Below are 15,680 nucleotides of genomic sequence, written 5' to 3'. Positions count from 1 at the left end.
CCAACAATCGCAAGGTTGAAAAAAGATTCTTGACAAATTCCGAACAAGGATGTAACATGTATGTAGTTTTGAAGGTGCAAACCTTTATTCCTCCTTAGCTCAGTCGGTAGAGCATTCGGCTGTTAACCGAAGTGTCGTTGGTTCGAGTCCAACAGGGGGAGTTTTTTATGGAAACATTCGGCTCCATGGTCAAGCGGTTAAGACACCGCCCTTTCACGGCGGTAACAGGGGTTCAAATCCCCTTGGAGTCATTGAAAAATTAAATATAAATGTGATTTTGGTGTGGCTTTACTCTGACATTTGTTGTATAATACACTTCATAAGTATTATGCCGATGTGGCTCAATTGGCAGAGCAGCTGATTTGTAATCAGCAGGTTATCGGTTCGAGTCCGATCATCGGCTTTTTGGACCTTTAGCTCAGTTGGTTAGAGCAACCGGCTCATAACCGGTCGGTCCTGGGTTCGAGTCCCCGAAGGTCCATTTTAATTTAATATTTTCCTGGCCCGGTGGCTCAGTTGGTTGGAGCGCCGCCCTGTCACGGCGGAGGTCGAGAGTTCGAGTCTCTTCCGGGTCGCTGCTGTTTTTAACAGCTAATTAAATATCTTTTATTTATGGGATCTTAGCTCAGCTGGGAGAGCATCTGCCTTACAAGCAGAGGGTCATAGGTTCGAGCCCTATAGGTCCCATATGCCGCAGTGGCGGAACTGGCAGACGCCCGGGACTTAAAATCCCGTGGGTAGTGATACCCGTACCGGTTCGATTCCGGTCTGCGGCATGATTAAAAGCTCTTGGATTTCCAAGGGCTTTTTTGATATATACGAATATACACAATACAGGAGGTTAAAAATTATGGATGAAAACATGAAGAAAAGAAACGAGATCCTGGCGAAGACGGTGATTAAAGGGCTGGAGTCCCGCAATATGTCCGGCTACTATGCGGCAGATAAAGAAGCTGCTGTGAAGCAGGCATTAGAGCTTATTCCAGAAGGCAGCACCATTGCAATGGGCGGCTGTGCCAGCGCTTCCGAAGTAGGGCTGATCAGTGCCTTAGAAGATGGCAATTACAACTACCTTGACCGCAGTAAAATGTCTCCAAGAGAAAGCCTTATGGCGGCATATGATGCAGATGTATTCCTTTCCAGCGCAAATGCAATCACAAGCGATGGCGTTATGGTCAACATTGATGGAAATTCCAATCGTGTCTCCTGCATTGCCCAGGGTCCAAGAAAAGTAGTATTCATCGTGGGAATGAACAAAGTCTGTTCCGACCTTGACGCAGCAATGAAACGTGCCAGAAATGTAGCAGCCCCAGCCAATGCCCAGAGATTCGATGTCAAAACTCCATGCAAAGAAATCGGCAAATGCTTCGACTGCAAATCCCCGGATACAATATGCTGCCAGTTCCTGATTACAAGATATTCCCGTCACGAAGGCAGAATCCATGTAATTCTGGTAAATGATACACTGGGATTCTAATATAGAATAATTTGGAAAAAATAATCCCTCTCTACAACTAGTGTGCCAACAAGTTGATTTCTGGAACAATCTTGCGTCTAAATTTCTTATTTCTGCGTTGTCGTCGGTCGCCGTAGCCACCGCTACGCCTCCTTCCTCCGCCTTGAAATAAAAAATTTATCCTGCAAGATTGCTACAAGAATCAACTTGTCGGCACACTAGCTTTATCCCTTTAGATAAGGTACAATAAAAGATACGCGGATAAAAATGAAATGAACCTACAGGAGGAATTTTCCAAAATGAAAAAAGCTACATTATTTGCAGCAGCAACTGCCTTATTAGGTGCAGTCTGGGTATCAGGTGCAACTGTCTTTGCGGAAACAGACGCTTTTCCTGTTACAGTAATGGACGACTTTGGCAATGAAGTTACACTGGAGAAAGCACCAGAGAGCATTGTATCTCTTGCACCAGTGGACACTGAGATCCTGTTTGCTCTTGGAGCAGGCGATTCTGTAACTGGAAGAACAGACTACTGCAATTATCCGGAAGAAGCTGCAGATGTAGATTCTATCGGAACATACATGGAACCAAACATGGAGCTGATCTTATCCAAATCCCCAGATCTTGTTGTAGCATCCGGATTCATCGATGACAACATCCGTCAGCAGTTAGAAGAAAACGGAACCGCCATTTTTATCACAAATGCAAGTGATCTGGAGTCCACAGAGAAAAACATCGAGACACTTGGAAAGCTCATCGGACATGATGCAGAGGCAGAAGAAGTTGTAAAGAACATGGAAGATGAGTGGACAGACTTAAGCGCAGAGCTTGAGAATGTGAAAGAAGAGAAAAGCGCATTTATCGATATAGGAAGCCTTTACAGCGCCGGACCATCTTCATTTCTGGACAATTCCATGCAGATGATCAAGGTAGAGAATGTGGCAGCCGATGCAGACAGCGCATGGCCGCAGCTTTCCGCAGAAGCAGTTGTGGAAGCAAATCCGGACGTATACATTTCCCTGTATTCCACACTTGAGGATGTACAGCAGACTGCAGGACTTTCTGATTTGGCATGCCTGAATGAAGACGGCGGATTCATCTATATCGATGGTTCCAGCGTAGAAGGCGACATGATCCAGAGACCAGGCCCGCGTTACGTAGAAGGCTTAAAAGTACTTGCTGAGCTTGTTTATCCGGAAATCGCAGAGTAAATATTGGAATTCTGAAATTTAATAATGGAAGTACAAAGTAAGGGGCAAGGAATTTGCCCCTGCTTTTGTATCATCATATTTAAGAATTCAGAAGGCTTCCAAATACAAAAAGGAAAACTATATGAAAAACAAAAAAAGCAAAACCGGATTTCTTGTGCTGGCTGTTCTTCTTTGTCTTGGAATTGTCTGGGTATGTACCATTACAGGTGCAGCTTCTGTATCCATAAGTGATGCAAACCGCATTTTGCTGAACAAACTGTTTCATCTTAATGTAAGTCTGGAAGAAATCTCAAAAGGCAATATTACTATCATCTGGAACATTCGTTTTCCCAGAATTATTCTGGGTTTCATAACCGGAGCTGCCCTTGCGGTAAGCGGAGCCGGATACCAGGGCATTTTCAAAAATCCAATGGCAGATCCCTTTGTGCTGGGCATCTCATCAGGAGCCGCTTTGGGCGCTGCTGTAGGAATCGTATGCCATTTTACATTTCGCATAGGCGTGTTTAACAGCACCATGCTTCTGGCATTTGCAGGCTCCTTTGCCACATTATTCCTGGTATACAGTATTTCCCGGGTGGGCAGGCGAGTTCCAGTGGCAACCCTGCTGCTGTCGGGAGTGGCAATCAACTCCACACTTTCTGCACTGATGTCCTTTATCATGATGATGAACAAACAGAGCATGGATCAGATTATGTTCTGGACCATGGGAACTTTGAATGGAAAAGGCTGGAACCAGATTGCGGCAGTGCTGCCCTGGGTGCTCATCGGACTTGTGATCATGCTGCTTTCCTGCCGGGAACTGGATGTAATGCTCACTGGAGAAGAAACAGCAACCCAGTTAGGTGTAAATATTGAATTAGTAAAAAGAAAAGTCCTGTTCGCGTCCAGTCTTCTCACTGCATCGGTGATTTCTGTTACCGGAATCATTGGCTTTGTAGGCCTGGTAGTTCCCCATGTGGTACGCCTGCTCACAGGCCCCAAGCACCGCAGGCTGCTTCCGGTATCTATGGTATTTGGCGGCGCATTTATGGTAATCTGCGATACGGCTGCCAGAAGTCTGACCACCTCAGAAATTCCAGTGGGAATTATCACATCCATCTGCGGCGGTCCATTTTTCCTGTATCTGCTTCGAAAATCTAAGAAAGGCGGTGGGGTATCATGAAAGACGAAAATCAGACCATGCTTTTTTTTCCCATGCAGCTGTGGGTTATGGAGAAAAAACAGTACTCCGAGATGTAAGCTTTCAGGTGAAAAAAGGCGAGTACGTGGCGCTGATCGGGTCAAATGGAACGGGAAAATCCACTCTGATCAAATGTGTATCCGGCCTGCTTCCTCTGAATAGCGGAGAAATTGAAATCTGCGGGAAAAACAGCAGAAAGTTAAAGCCGAAAGAACGTGCCCGGATGGTAGCTGTGGTTCCGCAGTCCTATTACGTGGACTATGATTTTACAGTGGAAGACATTGTGATGATGGGACGAAATCCATACATTGATTTTCGCCATCGTGAGAGCCAGGAAGACCGGGAAATTGCAGAGCGTGCCATGAAACTGACCAAGACGGATATGTTCCGAAACCGGCTTTACAATCAGCTGAGCGGCGGTGAGCGGCAGCGTGTAATTCTGGCAAGAGCCATTACCCAGCAGCCGGAGATTATTCTTCTGGATGAGCCCACTTCCGCGCTGGATCTCCATCATCAGATCGAAGTAATGGAACTGATCCGCCAGTTGAATGAGAAAGAACATATTACAGTGCTTGCTGTTCTCCATGAGATTAATCTGGCATCCAGATTCTGCAGCAGAATTGTGATCTTAAAGGATGGAAAAGTCAAGGCAGACGGGACGCCCCGGGAAATCATCAATCGTCAGGAAATGGAAGAGCTGTATGAAATGAGGCTTCTTGTGAAAAACAATCCTCTGATTGAAAAACCGGAAATTATTCCCATTCGCGTAATGGACGAGAAACAGACAGCGAAACCTCTCAGAATTCATGTGATCTGCGGGGAAAAAGGCGGCGTACGTATTCTGGAGCAGCTGACCAACATGGGCCATGCTGTGACAGCAGGAGTTGTGAACCGGGAAAGTGACGATGCTGAGATCTGTGAATATCTGGATATACCAAGGGTCGAAATCGGCTCTTTTCAGACCGTTGGCCAGGAGGAGCTGGCAAAGAATCTGGAGCTTATGAAAGATGCAGATGCGGTGATCGTTGCAGACATTCCCTTCGGAGAGGCCAATATCCGCAATCTGGACGGGCTGGAACACGTGAAGGGAGAACTTTATATTCATAAAAATATATTGAACCAGGATTTTACGCATGGACAGCTGCAAAGAAGACTGGATGAAATACAGAAAATAAAAGAAATTCATTTTTATGAAAAATTCAACGCCGGGGACTGGCTGTAAGCTCAGAAATGCAGCATTGCCAACGATTTTCAGCTGGGCAAAATAAAAAAGTGTAACGGAGAACAAAAATGATATACATCAGTCATCTCATTCCGGATGAGAAAATGAAATTCTTTGTGGAAAAATACGGTGTAGGAGTGGAGAGCATTGATTTTTCCATTTCGGACAACCTGGATCAGCTTTCCAGGTCTATAGAGTATTGTCGGGAAAAATTAAAATATATGGGAACGGACCAACTGATTCTGCACGGCCCATTTCTGGATGTGAATCCCTGCGCTTACGACAGTCTGGTAAGGGAAGCCACCATGACCCGTTTTTCCCAGTGCTATGAGGCCGGGCTGGAGCTTGGTGCAAAGAAGATCGTTTTTCACTCAGGAATGAACCCGTATGCCTATTACAAAGAAGGCTGGGCAGATCATGTGTCTGTTTTCTGGCAGGAATTTATGGAGGATAGGCGGGAAATCGAGATTGTTCTGGAAAATGTGTTTGATAACGACTGGGAACTGCTTCTGGATGTTTACCAGCGGGTAAATCAGCCCAATTTCAAGCTTTGCCTGGATATAGGACATGCGCACTGCTATTCCACCGTAGATGCTCGAAAATGGGCGGAAAATCTGGCACCTTATGTGTCTCATGTCCATGTCCATGACAACTGCGGTGACCGGGATTCTCATATTGGTCTGGGAAAGGGAAATCTTCCATGGAAAGAAGTCCTGAAGCTTTTGCCCCAGGATCAGGGGCGTACCTGGACCATTGAATGCATGAAAAAAGAAGACGTACAGGCATGCCTTGAAAGCCTGTATGCCAGTGACTTTTGCGGAGTATGAGCAGTGCCGGATGGACCTCTTTTGTCGAATTATAGTACAAGTTGTCGGACGATTCTTGTTGCAAAATTCTGATATAAAAAGTAGAATAATGACGGAAAGTGCAAGGGAAAAATAGTAAGCTACTAATGAACTGTGCGTAATCAGTACATATCAGGAGGAAAATACAATGGAAATGACAACAAGAATGATCATGCTTCAAAATATTGAGAAGATGGTGAAGGAACAGGATAGAGTAGATGAAGAGGATTCCTATATCAAACAGGACAATGAAGATCTGAAATATCTGGAAGGCAGATACGAACAGCTGCAGCTCCCTCATACTGTGAAGCGTGTAATTGACGATTATATCGCCTGCATGCAGACAAGGGATGAGAGGTATTCTGATCTGTCCTATGCGGCAGGAGTGCGGGATACCATCAATCTGCTGAAGGGGCTTGGAATGCTCAAAGACACTGTTGCTGCGACAACAGGAATTTTGTAAAGTTAAAACAGGAAAAGAGTTATTGCAAGTGTGGCTGTGCCAGAAGCAGAAAACTGCTGGGAAGCCATATTGCAATAACTCTTTTTTGGCTTTTGGATAAATATCTTTTCCATATTTAAGAGTACTTGGAAGAACCAACGACAGTCTGGAGACCGTTACCTTATTCTGGACAGCCTCCGGAATTGAATTGAATGTAAGAGCAACAGAAATCTGTCTTTTCCGTAATATGGAAGGGGACAAGGTAAGAAATGTAAAGTTTCTTAGGGATACACCTGCATTTCCTACAGATGAGAAAACATTGCTTCAGGTGCTAAGTGTTGAGACAGACGGTGAATTTTTCCCGCTTGAGGAGCCAAAGCTTAGAATGGAAGTGATTGGGGACAGTATTACTTCCGGGGAAGGATGCAGCGGCGCAGAGAGGGAGATGACCTGGAATTCATTCTGCTTCAATGCAGTGGATCATTATGCATATATGGCAGCAAAAGAGCTTGGGGCGGTATATCACTGCATCAGCCAGAGCAGCTGGGGCGTTTTCTGTTCCTGGGAAGGCAATGAGCAGCAGGCGATTCCGCTGTATTATGAGCAGGTGTGCGGCCTTTTAAATGGTGAGCGAAATAAAGAACTGGGCGCTCTGGAAAAATGGGATTTCCAGAAGTTCCAGCCAGATGTAGTTGTGGTAAACCTGGGAACCAATGACGGCAGCGGCACCCGGGATATGGAAAAGGTTGAAAAGGCTGTGATTGATTTTTTAAGAAAAATAAGGGCATGCAATCCAGAGAGCATCCGGGACATCTGTCTCACAAAAAGGCAGCGAAGATACTGGCAGAAAAAATCCGGGAGATTTCTGGCAGCAGCGCGGATGTTTCTTTTGAATGAACAGAAAATCATGGTGAATTATCTGTGAAGATATGCTAAAATCGTTAATAATAAAAAACGAGGAGTGACATTATGAAAGTATTGATTGTGCGCCATGGTGATCCGGATTATGATATAGATTCCCTTACGGAAAAAGGCTGGAAAGAGGTGGAATATCTTTCCCAGAAGCTTTCTAAGCTGGATGTGAAGGCATTTTATGTATCACCTCTTGGAAGAGCCAGGGACACCGCAGCCCCAACCCTGAAAAAAATGGGAAGAACCGCAGTGATATGTGAGTGGCTTCAGGAATTCCCCTGCCAGATCTGGCGCCCGGATGTGAAGGATAAGAAAATTATTGCATGGGACTGGCTGCCCCAGGACTGGATGGCAGACGAGCGCTTTTTCCAGTATGACCACTGGTTTGAGAACGAGGCCATGCAGGAAGGTCATGTGAAGGAAATGTACGATCATGTGACCGGAGAATTCGATAAGGTTCTGGCAAAGCATGGTTATGAGAGAGAAGACCATTATTATAAAGTAAATGAGGAAAATAACGACACCATTATTTTCTTCTGTCATTTCGGACTGGAATGCGTGCTTCTCAGCCATCTGCTGAATGTATCTCCCATGGTGTTATGGCATGGCTGTGTAGCTGCGCCCTCATCTGTGACAACCCTGACAACCGAAGAACGCCGTCAGGGTATCGCTGCCTTCCGTATGAGCGCTTTCGGTGATATTTCTCACCTGTATGCCAACAACGAGCCGCCGGCTTTCGCCGCAAGATTCTGCGAAGCCTATGGAAATAAAGATCAGAGACACGATTAAGAACTTTTTATTGAATAAAAATTCCATTTGTGTTATAGGCGACAGGGAAAAACAGAGTCAGTAATAGCAAGTTTCGTATTCAGTTACGAGTTCATTATTTTCATTTTAGAAATTTTATAAAATTATTAGAATTTGGACAAATATTTCTCACATTTATGCGATATGATATATACATCTTAAGAGAGAGAACTCTTAAGAAAAACTCTTTCCTTTCCCTAAAAATGTATAAATAAACCACCGTCTGTTGGCAAGAACGTCGACTGGGCGGTGGTTTTACGTTGTGCAAAAGCATATCTGGACAAGTTCTGAAGGATTGACTATAGTAAAGGATACAGACAATATTATGCCTGAGCAATTAAGCTAAATGCTGCTAGTGTACCGACAAGCTGATTTCTAGAACAATCTTGCGTCTAAATTTCTTATTTCTGCGTTGTCGTCGGTCGCCGTAGCCACCGCTACGCCTCCTTCCTCCGCCTTGAAATAAAAAATTTATCCTGCAAGATTGTTACAAGAATCAACTTGTCGGCACACTAGGGGATAGCAGTATTGGCATTTTATAATAAAATATGCAAAAAAATGGAGGATCCATATGCAGTCAGCAATTCAGCTGCAGGAGCTTCTGCGGTCTATTAACCGAAAGAGCTATCCTGCTTACAAGTCTTTGAAAGGTGTTTACCAGTTTCAGAAATATATTTTAGCAATCGACCATGTACAGGGAGATCCCTTTGCATCCCCATCTCATGTGAGCGTAAAAATTTCCCATAAGGCAGCAGGCTTTCCCGCTGCGTATTATAAAGATCATCTTACCAGAATTACGCTTGCGGATTATCTTACCCGCCAGTTTGAGCAGCAGGTGAACCGCTATACATTCCGCGCCAAAGGTTCCGGGAAAAGCGGCCTGATTTCTGTGACGAAGTGCGGACAGGAGGTTCTGGAGCGAACTGCCTGTGAGATTACAGAGCAGGGAATCATTGCCAGATTTTTCGTGGGATTCCCGGCGAATGGACGAACCATCAATTCAGGTGAATTGGAGAAGATTTTCTTTGAGTTTCTCCCTGTTTGTGTGGAAAAAGCATTCTTCTACCGGAATTTAAGTGGAAAAGATCTGGAAAATGCCATATTTCTGGCAGAAGATCAGCAGTTTATCCGTGAGGAGATTTCCAGACGTTCCCTTGCGGCTTTTGTAAACGATGGCGCGGTTTTGCCAAGAGAAAGCGGAATTTCTTCCAGACCGATGAAAAACTGCGTGGACTTTTCTTCCCCGGAAAGCCTGCGGGTGACCATGGAGCTTCCTCACAAAGGAAGGATCACAGGCATGGGAATTCCGAAAGGAATCACTTTGATTGTCGGCGGAGGCTATCACGGCAAATCTACCCTTTTGAATGCTCTGGAACTGGGCGTATACAATCATATCCAGGGGGATGGCAGGGAATATGTGATTACCGATTCCACTGCCCAGAAGCTGCGTTCTGAGGACGGACGATTTATAAAGGATGTGGATATTTCCCTGTTCATCAATGATCTTCCAAACAAAAAAGACACCAGTTGTTTTTCCACAGAGGATGCCAGCGGAAGTACTTCCCAGGCAGCTGGAATTGTGGAGGGAATCGAGGCGGGAAGCCATGTTTTCCTGTTGGATGAGGATACCTCTGCAACCAATTTTATGGTACGGGATGCCTTTATGCAGCGGGTAATCAGCCGGGAAAAAGAGCCCATCACTCCATTTCTGGAGCGTGCCCGTGACCTGTATGAGAAAGCAGGGATTTCTACTATTTTGGTGGCCGGAAGCTCCGGCGCATTTTTCCATATTGCGGATACGGTGATTCAGATGGACAATTACAGGCCTGTGGATATTACGGATAAGGCGCGGAAGCTTTGCGGGGACTATCCTTTAAATGAAAGCACAGCATCCGAATTCTGCCTGCCTCACAGCCATCGGATCATGTCCAAGGCGGCACCGTCCAAAAGCCCCAAAAAGGACTATTACGGCTATTTCAAGCCCCAGGATAAACCAGAGCGCCTGAAGGTAAAAGTACACGGCCGTGATGGTTTTTCCATTGGCAAACAGGACGTGGATCTGCGGTATATTGAGCAGCTGATCGACAGCGAGCAGACCCAGGCCCTTGGCGGGCTTCTGAAGTATGCCGTAGAGAAACTGATCGACGGGAAAAGAACCCTGCCGGAGATTGTGGAGATTCTGTGTGACCGACTGGAAAAAGAAGACATGTCTTTCCTTGCAGAAGGTTACATTTCCTGTGGCTATGCGGTACCCCGCAGACAGGAAATTTACGCCTGCTTCAACCGTTACAGAAGACCATAAACGCGAAATACTGTCGCGGCGCTGCCCATGCGTGCAGGAATAAACCTCCATCAGTTTGTGCAGGAAAGCACATTTGTCAGTAGCTTTTTGGTTCGTTATACGTTATAATGAACTTTGGATGAGGAAAACGCCGGGACCAGAGCGGTGGAAAAAATGATTTCTGCGGTTTGCATGCTCTGGAATTGGCCTGGTGTTGCAAGGATAACAGAAGAAAGGTGGATATAGATTTATGGAACGTCCAAATGCATGGCTTTCATATTCCGAGGCTGATATGAATCAGCTGGAAGATGTAGCAAAGAAATACCGTCATTTCTTAAATGTGGGAAAAACAGAGCGTGAGTGCATCACACAGATCGTGAAAGAAGCCGAAGAGGCTGGTTATGTTTCCCTGGAAGAAAAGATGAAAAAAGGCGAGGCTCTCAAAGCAGGAGATAAGGTTTACACAGTTGGCATGAAGAAGATCATTGCCCTGTATCATATTGGAGAGGACGATCTGGCAGAAGGTATGAATATCCTTTGCGCGCACATCGATTCCCCAAGACTGGATATCAAGCAGAATCCGTTATATGAGGATACAGACCTTGCATATCTTGACACCCATTATTATGGCGGTGTGAAGAAATACCAGTGGGTTGCCCTTCCTATGGCAATGCACGGCGTAATCGTGAAGAAGGACGGAACCGTTGTGAATGTAACAATCGGTGAGGATGAGGAAGATCCGGTTCTTTATATCACAGACCTTCTGATTCATCTTGCAGGACAGCAGATGGCAAAGAAAGCTTCCGAGGTTGTAGAGGGTGAGAAGCTAGATATCCTCATTGGAAGCCGTCCTCTTGCAGATCTTCCGGATGATAAGAAGAAAGAAGCTGTGAAAGAGAATGTTCTTCGCATCCTGAATGAGAAATATGGTGTGGAAGAGGAAGATTTCCTTTCCGCAGAGCTTGAAATTGTGCCGGCTGGCAAGGCCCGTGACTGCGGACTTGACCGCAGCATGATTGCTGGTTACGGACAGGATGACAGAGTTTGCGCATACACTTCCCTTCTGGCTCTTCTTGAGCTGAAAGCTCCAAAGCGTACAAGCTGCTGTCTGCTGGTTGATAAGGAAGAGATCGGAAGCGTAGGAGCTACCGGTATGCAGTCCCGTTTCTTTGAGAACAGCGTAGCAGATGTTCTGGATGCACTGGGACAGTATTCTGACCTGAGACTGAGAAAGGCGCTGAAGAATTCCAGCATGCTCTCCTCTGATGTAAGTGCTGGATATGATCCTGCATTTGCAGAAGCTTTTGAGAAAAAGAATTCTGCATATCTTGGAAGAGGTATTGTGCTGAACAAGTTTACTGGAGCCCGCGGAAAATCCGGTTCCAATGATGCCAACGCTGAGTATGTGGCAAGAGTCCGCAAGATTTTCAACGATCACAATGTATTTTTCCAGACTGCAGAGCTTGGCAAGGTAGATGTGGGCGGCGGCGGAACCATCGCTTATATTGCTGCTCTTTATGAAATGGAAGTAATCGACAGCGGCGTATCTGTTCTCAGCATGCATGCACCGTGGGAGGTTACAAGCAAGGCAGATGTATACGAAGCTTATAAGGCTTACAAGGCATTCCTTCTGGATGCATAATAGAATGAATGAAAGTACCGGGCAGACATTGACATGATGTCTGTCCGATATTTTTCTGGCAGTTAAGTGAGCCATTCAAATTTGGAAAATAACGCAGATGAATATTTAAATGGGGAGAAAACAGTATGATAAAAAAACAGGCACCTGGGGAAACCATCCTGAAAGTGGGCGGCATGCTCCTCCTTTTTCTGGGGGTAATGCTGGCATTTGGCAGCGGAAACACACTTTCCCTGGCAACAAGAGGCAGCGCTGACAGTGCGGTGATAGAGTATCTTCAGCAGAATAATATGACCTATACCCAGCTGGTGGCAAGTACAGTGATGGTCCTGGCAGCAGGAGTAATCTACCTGGCAGCAGGCGTAGTGGGCGTGAAACAGGCAGGCAATATAAAAAACGCAGGAATGTGCATAGGAATGGGAATCCTTCTGGTTGCGGAGGTTATTGCGGAAGTGATGGTCACTATGAATTTTGGCGAATTTGATCCTGCATCTGTAATCCGCATGCTCATGTTCCCGGCAATTTACATGGTAGGAGCCATCCTCAACTGGCAGGCAAAGAACGCCGAAAAGCAGTAAAATAACGGTAGTATGGGTTGCACATCAAATCGTACCAATAACACGAAAAAAACATACAAAAAAATAAATAAAAAAATTCAAAAAAGGTGTTGACAAAACAGTAGGTATCGTGTAGAATACTCATTGTTGCGAGGGAGAAACGCAAGAGCGTAAGAAACTCGTAAGAATCAAATGTGTGTTTAGCTCAGCTGGATAGAGCGTTTGGCTACGGACCAAAAGGCCGGGGGTTCGAATCCTCTAACACACGTAACTAAGAATCGGAATCATTGAGAAATCAGTGGTTCCGATTTTTTTTGTTACCATCTTTCGTTTTTTACGATATATACTATGAATGGAAAAATTCCAATGGAGGATTTCCATTCACAAGGCGCCTTACAATCTTATAGCGCGCCCCCAAATTGTGACGCACATCTTGCAGAAAGCCTTTTGGGGGCACGCTCTAGAAACCTGGAGGATAATCTGTAAATGAAAGACAATGAGATTATAGATTTATTTTTGGCAAGAGATGAGAAAGCAATTGAAGCAGTAAGTGCGAAATATCATCCCTACTGCTATAAGATTGCCTGGAATTTACTTGCAAATAAAGAGGATGCCGAGGAATGCCTGAACGACACCTGGTTTTCGGTCTGGTCGCGGATTCCTCCTGCACGCCCTTTGGCTTTAGCCCAGTTTTGCGGTCAGATTACAAGAAATCTTAGTATTGACCGTCTGAGGAAAAAGCATGCCGGGAAGCGTCCGGACGTTCATATGGCAGATGTTCTTGGTGAAATGGATCAGCTAAATATTGCGTATACCATGGACGATCAGCTGGCAGAAAAAGAGCTGCTGAAAGTCATCAATGATTTTCTTGGAAAGCTGAAAGCCGAAGACCGGGATATTTTTGTAAGAAGATACTGGTTTCTGGATTCTATTGCCGCAATTTCCAAAAGACATCATATGTCAGCTGGAAGTGTAAAAATGAATCTGTACAGAAATCGAAAGAAACTGCAGAAGGTGCTGGAAAAAGAAGGAGGCCGCCTATGAAGAAATTTGATTTTTCAAAAGAATTCGGAAATATTGATTCGAAGTACATCAGTGAAGCAGAAGAGGAATGGAAGGGAAAAAAGAACATCTGGACACCAACGTTTTGGAGCAGAGCGGCAGCAGCATGCGTGATCGTGGCATTGGGCTCCGTAATTTTTTCAAACCCGAAGGTACAGGCCGCAATGAAAAATCTTACATTGTCTATAGAAGAGACGCTAGGTTTTCCCAAGAGTATTGCTTCCTACACAGAAGTATTAAACACTTCTCAGACGGACAAAGGAATTACCGTAACCTTAAAAGAGGTAGTTCTGGATGATGGAGTTTTGCTGGCAAAGGTGCATGCAGAAAAAACAGCTTCTGGTCAGGAAGAGGCAGATCCTGATCAGGATGCACTGACTTTTGCAAATACACAACTTGATATTGATTATCACAAAACTACCATAAACGGGCAGAAAATGAATGAGTACGAAAGCGGAAGCTATCTGCCGTATTCAGAAGAAGAGTTATTAAATACAGGACTGGATGAAAATGTCTATGATGCTGTTCTGGAATCCCGCTTTTCCACTGATGGAGATTTGGGGGAGAATCCGGAAGTACATTTGGTGCTTGGTGCCTATAGAGATGAAAATTTAGGCGAAGATTATTTCGCGGAGTTTGAGTTTGACTTTTCTATCCCGCATGAGGAACTTATGAAGCAGACTGTTCACAAAAAACTGGAAGACGTTTCCATTGAAACGGATGAAGGAACCATTAAATTAACCGATTTTTCCATGAATAAACTGCAAAGTACAATGACAGCAGAAGTTCCGGAAGAACTTGCGGAAAAACTGTACAATAATTATGAGATGATACTTGTCGGAACAGACAGTAAAGGAAATCAGGTGCAGTATGAACTAAGCAATGAATCGGGGGATGGCAAACCTCACTGGAGCTTCAAAACCAGTTTCTGGGGTATGTATCAGCTGGATTCTGACGGCCCTGTACTTTTGCTTCCGGACATTGACAGCGATGGTTTGGAATTGCAGCTTTATGCTCGTGAGCGTTACATGGCGTCAGATGCGGATATTATTTTTGACGATGGAACAGTGTTGACTACGGATGATCCAGTTGAAACCGCAATTATTGGAGGGGCAGACGCGCCTACTGAAATAGAGATACAGGATAACATGGATCCAAAAGAAAATGCGGATGACGAGCTTTATGGAACAGAAGAAAGTGATGCCTGGGGAGAAGCTGGCATTGAGGATGACTCAGATTATGGAATTGCCGTTGGGAATAAGATTAAGATTCAACTTAAATGATAGGAGAGAATGAATGCCAGAGCCTGCTGCAAAAAGCATCTCATATTTACAGAAATACACTCTGAAAATGCTATTCTAACTCAAAAATCCCTTGTCAAAGAAGCTTTGCGCGTCTGTTTTTCTGGTGTAAAAGGCAAATTGCTTTTCATTTGGCCGTTTTTTTTCTATAATCTCATGTAAGAAAGCAAAAACGACTGGAAGAACAGGAGCGAAGCAAATATGAACATAGGCAGTCAGATACTGAAAATTCGAAAAGAAAAAGGATTAACCCAGGAGGAATTTGGAAAAATATTTCACGTCACCAGGCAGACCGTATCCAACTGGGAAAATGAGAAGAGCTATCCGGATCTGCAGATTCTTATAGACATCAGCAACCGTTTCGACATTTCCCTGGACGTCTTAATAAAAGAAGATGTCAAGATGGTAAAAACCATGGATAAAGAAAGAGTGCTGGGAACATTGAAACGGGAAAAATCTGTTATTGATTTTTTCACAGGCGCAGGTACCGGAATTGTGATTACCTGCCTGTTCTCAGCAGATACTATGGCCAGAACGGTTACCATTGCGTTAGGCGTGGTCATGATCGGAATCGGATGGTACCGTGAAGCTAAATATGATAAAAAACTGTTCCGATATATGAAAGAAGACGAAGAGCGTTGAGGGGGGAAAAGGCATGAAAATCTGGCGTGAATTATTAAGTTAACTTGTTGTGCTAGATAAAATAAATATAAAGAAACTTCAACAAAATGTGCTATCCTATTTGTAGGGAATACAATGAAAGGA

At 44.7% G+C, this 15,680-nt stretch carries 14 protein-coding genes and 8 tRNA genes; all 22 read left to right on the top strand.

Annotated elements, in window-relative coordinates; genetic code table 11:
* Nucleotides 1–88 precede the first annotated feature (88 nt).
* The 22 genes from OCV70_RS18245 to OCV70_RS18140 all read left to right on the top strand — a co-directional run bounded on the left by OCV70_RS18245 (nt 89) and on the right by OCV70_RS18140 (nt 15,557).
* Nucleotides 89–161, top strand: a tRNA-Asn gene (locus OCV70_RS18245).
* Between the two features lie 18 nt (nt 162–179).
* A tRNA-Glu gene (locus tag OCV70_RS18240) sits at nt 180–251 on the top strand.
* A 79-nt stretch (nt 252–330) separates the two neighbouring features.
* Nucleotides 331–403 (top strand) — tRNA-Thr (locus tag OCV70_RS18235).
* A gap of 4 nt (nt 404–407) precedes the next feature.
* A tRNA-Ile gene (locus tag OCV70_RS18230) sits at nt 408–481 on the top strand.
* A gap of 20 nt (nt 482–501) precedes the next feature.
* Nucleotides 502–575 (top strand) — tRNA-Asp (locus OCV70_RS18225).
* Nucleotides 576–614: 39 nt separating this feature from the next.
* A tRNA-Val gene (locus OCV70_RS18220) sits at nt 615–687 on the top strand.
* Between the two features lie 3 nt (nt 688–690).
* Nucleotides 691–776: transfer RNA gene (locus OCV70_RS18215), tRNA-Leu, on the top strand.
* Between the two features lie 74 nt (nt 777–850).
* The gene (locus tag OCV70_RS18210; protein WP_262579977.1) at nt 851–1,477 is read left to right on the top strand and encodes a lactate utilization protein; all 627 of its coding nucleotides are present in this window, start codon (nt 851–853) and stop codon (nt 1,475–1,477) included.
* A 278-nt stretch (nt 1,478–1,755) separates the two neighbouring features.
* The gene (locus OCV70_RS18205; protein WP_262579976.1) at nt 1,756–2,667 is read left to right on the top strand and encodes an ABC transporter substrate-binding protein; all 912 of its coding nucleotides are present in this window, start codon (nt 1,756–1,758) and stop codon (nt 2,665–2,667) included.
* A 121-nt stretch (nt 2,668–2,788) separates the two neighbouring features.
* Nucleotides 2,789–3,829 (top strand): FecCD family ABC transporter permease, encoded by a 1,041-nt coding sequence (locus OCV70_RS18200; RefSeq protein ID WP_262579975.1) that lies wholly within the window; start codon nt 2,789–2,791, stop codon nt 3,827–3,829.
* Nucleotides 3,816–5,069: a heme ABC transporter ATP-binding protein gene (locus tag OCV70_RS18195; RefSeq protein WP_262579974.1), complete on the top strand. Its 1,254-nt coding sequence runs from the start codon at nt 3,816–3,818 to the stop codon at nt 5,067–5,069. Before OCV70_RS18200 ends, OCV70_RS18195 begins: the two co-directional genes overlap by 14 nt.
* 68 nt (nt 5,070–5,137) lie before the next feature.
* Nucleotides 5,138–5,896, top strand: a complete 759-nt coding sequence (locus OCV70_RS18190; RefSeq protein WP_173765097.1) for a sugar phosphate isomerase/epimerase family protein — start codon at nt 5,138–5,140, stop codon at nt 5,894–5,896.
* A 166-nt stretch (nt 5,897–6,062) separates the two neighbouring features.
* Nucleotides 6,063–6,377 carry a hypothetical protein gene (locus OCV70_RS18185; RefSeq protein WP_021926318.1) on the top strand — a complete coding sequence of 105 codons (315 nt, stop codon included), beginning with the start codon at nt 6,063–6,065 and terminating at the stop codon, nt 6,375–6,377.
* A gap of 187 nt (nt 6,378–6,564) precedes the next feature.
* Nucleotides 6,565–7,281, top strand: coding sequence for a GDSL-type esterase/lipase family protein (locus tag OCV70_RS18180; RefSeq protein WP_173765099.1), 717 nt, complete (start codon nt 6,565–6,567; stop codon nt 7,279–7,281).
* A 44-nt stretch (nt 7,282–7,325) separates the two neighbouring features.
* Nucleotides 7,326–8,057, top strand: coding sequence for a histidine phosphatase family protein (locus OCV70_RS18175; RefSeq protein ID WP_262579972.1), 732 nt, complete (start codon nt 7,326–7,328; stop codon nt 8,055–8,057).
* Nucleotides 8,058–8,646: 589 nt separating this feature from the next.
* Nucleotides 8,647–10,377, top strand: coding sequence for an ABC-ATPase domain-containing protein (locus OCV70_RS18170; protein WP_021926321.1), 1,731 nt, complete (start codon nt 8,647–8,649; stop codon nt 10,375–10,377).
* 229 nt (nt 10,378–10,606) lie between these two features.
* Nucleotides 10,607–11,998, top strand: coding sequence for an aminopeptidase (locus tag OCV70_RS18165; RefSeq protein WP_262579971.1), 1,392 nt, complete (start codon nt 10,607–10,609; stop codon nt 11,996–11,998).
* Nucleotides 11,999–12,123: 125 nt separating this feature from the next.
* On the top strand, nt 12,124–12,573 hold the full coding sequence (locus OCV70_RS18160; protein ID WP_195587058.1) for a hypothetical protein: 450 nt from the start codon (nt 12,124–12,126) through the stop codon (nt 12,571–12,573).
* Nucleotides 12,574–12,746: 173 nt separating this feature from the next.
* Nucleotides 12,747–12,820: transfer RNA gene (locus OCV70_RS18155), tRNA-Arg, on the top strand.
* Nucleotides 12,821–13,038: 218 nt separating this feature from the next.
* Nucleotides 13,039–13,596 carry an RNA polymerase sigma factor gene (locus OCV70_RS18150; protein WP_173765104.1) on the top strand — a complete coding sequence of 186 codons (558 nt, stop codon included), beginning with the start codon at nt 13,039–13,041 and terminating at the stop codon, nt 13,594–13,596.
* Nucleotides 13,593–14,897: a DUF4179 domain-containing protein gene (locus OCV70_RS18145; protein ID WP_262579970.1), complete on the top strand. Its 1,305-nt coding sequence runs from the start codon at nt 13,593–13,595 to the stop codon at nt 14,895–14,897. Before OCV70_RS18150 ends, OCV70_RS18145 begins: the two co-directional genes overlap by 4 nt.
* 219 nt (nt 14,898–15,116) lie before the next feature.
* A complete protein-coding gene (locus OCV70_RS18140) occupies nt 15,117–15,557 on the top strand; it encodes a helix-turn-helix transcriptional regulator (protein WP_021926326.1) in 441 nt (146 codons plus the stop codon).
* Nucleotides 15,558–15,680 lie beyond the last annotated feature (123 nt).

This window comes from Blautia acetigignens, from assembly GCF_025566865.1.
Classification (GTDB): domain Bacteria; phylum Bacillota; class Clostridia; order Lachnospirales; family Lachnospiraceae; genus Blautia_A; species Blautia_A acetigignens.
Note: the sequence above shows the minus strand (reverse complement) of the source record. Positions and strands in the feature narration are given on the sequence as shown.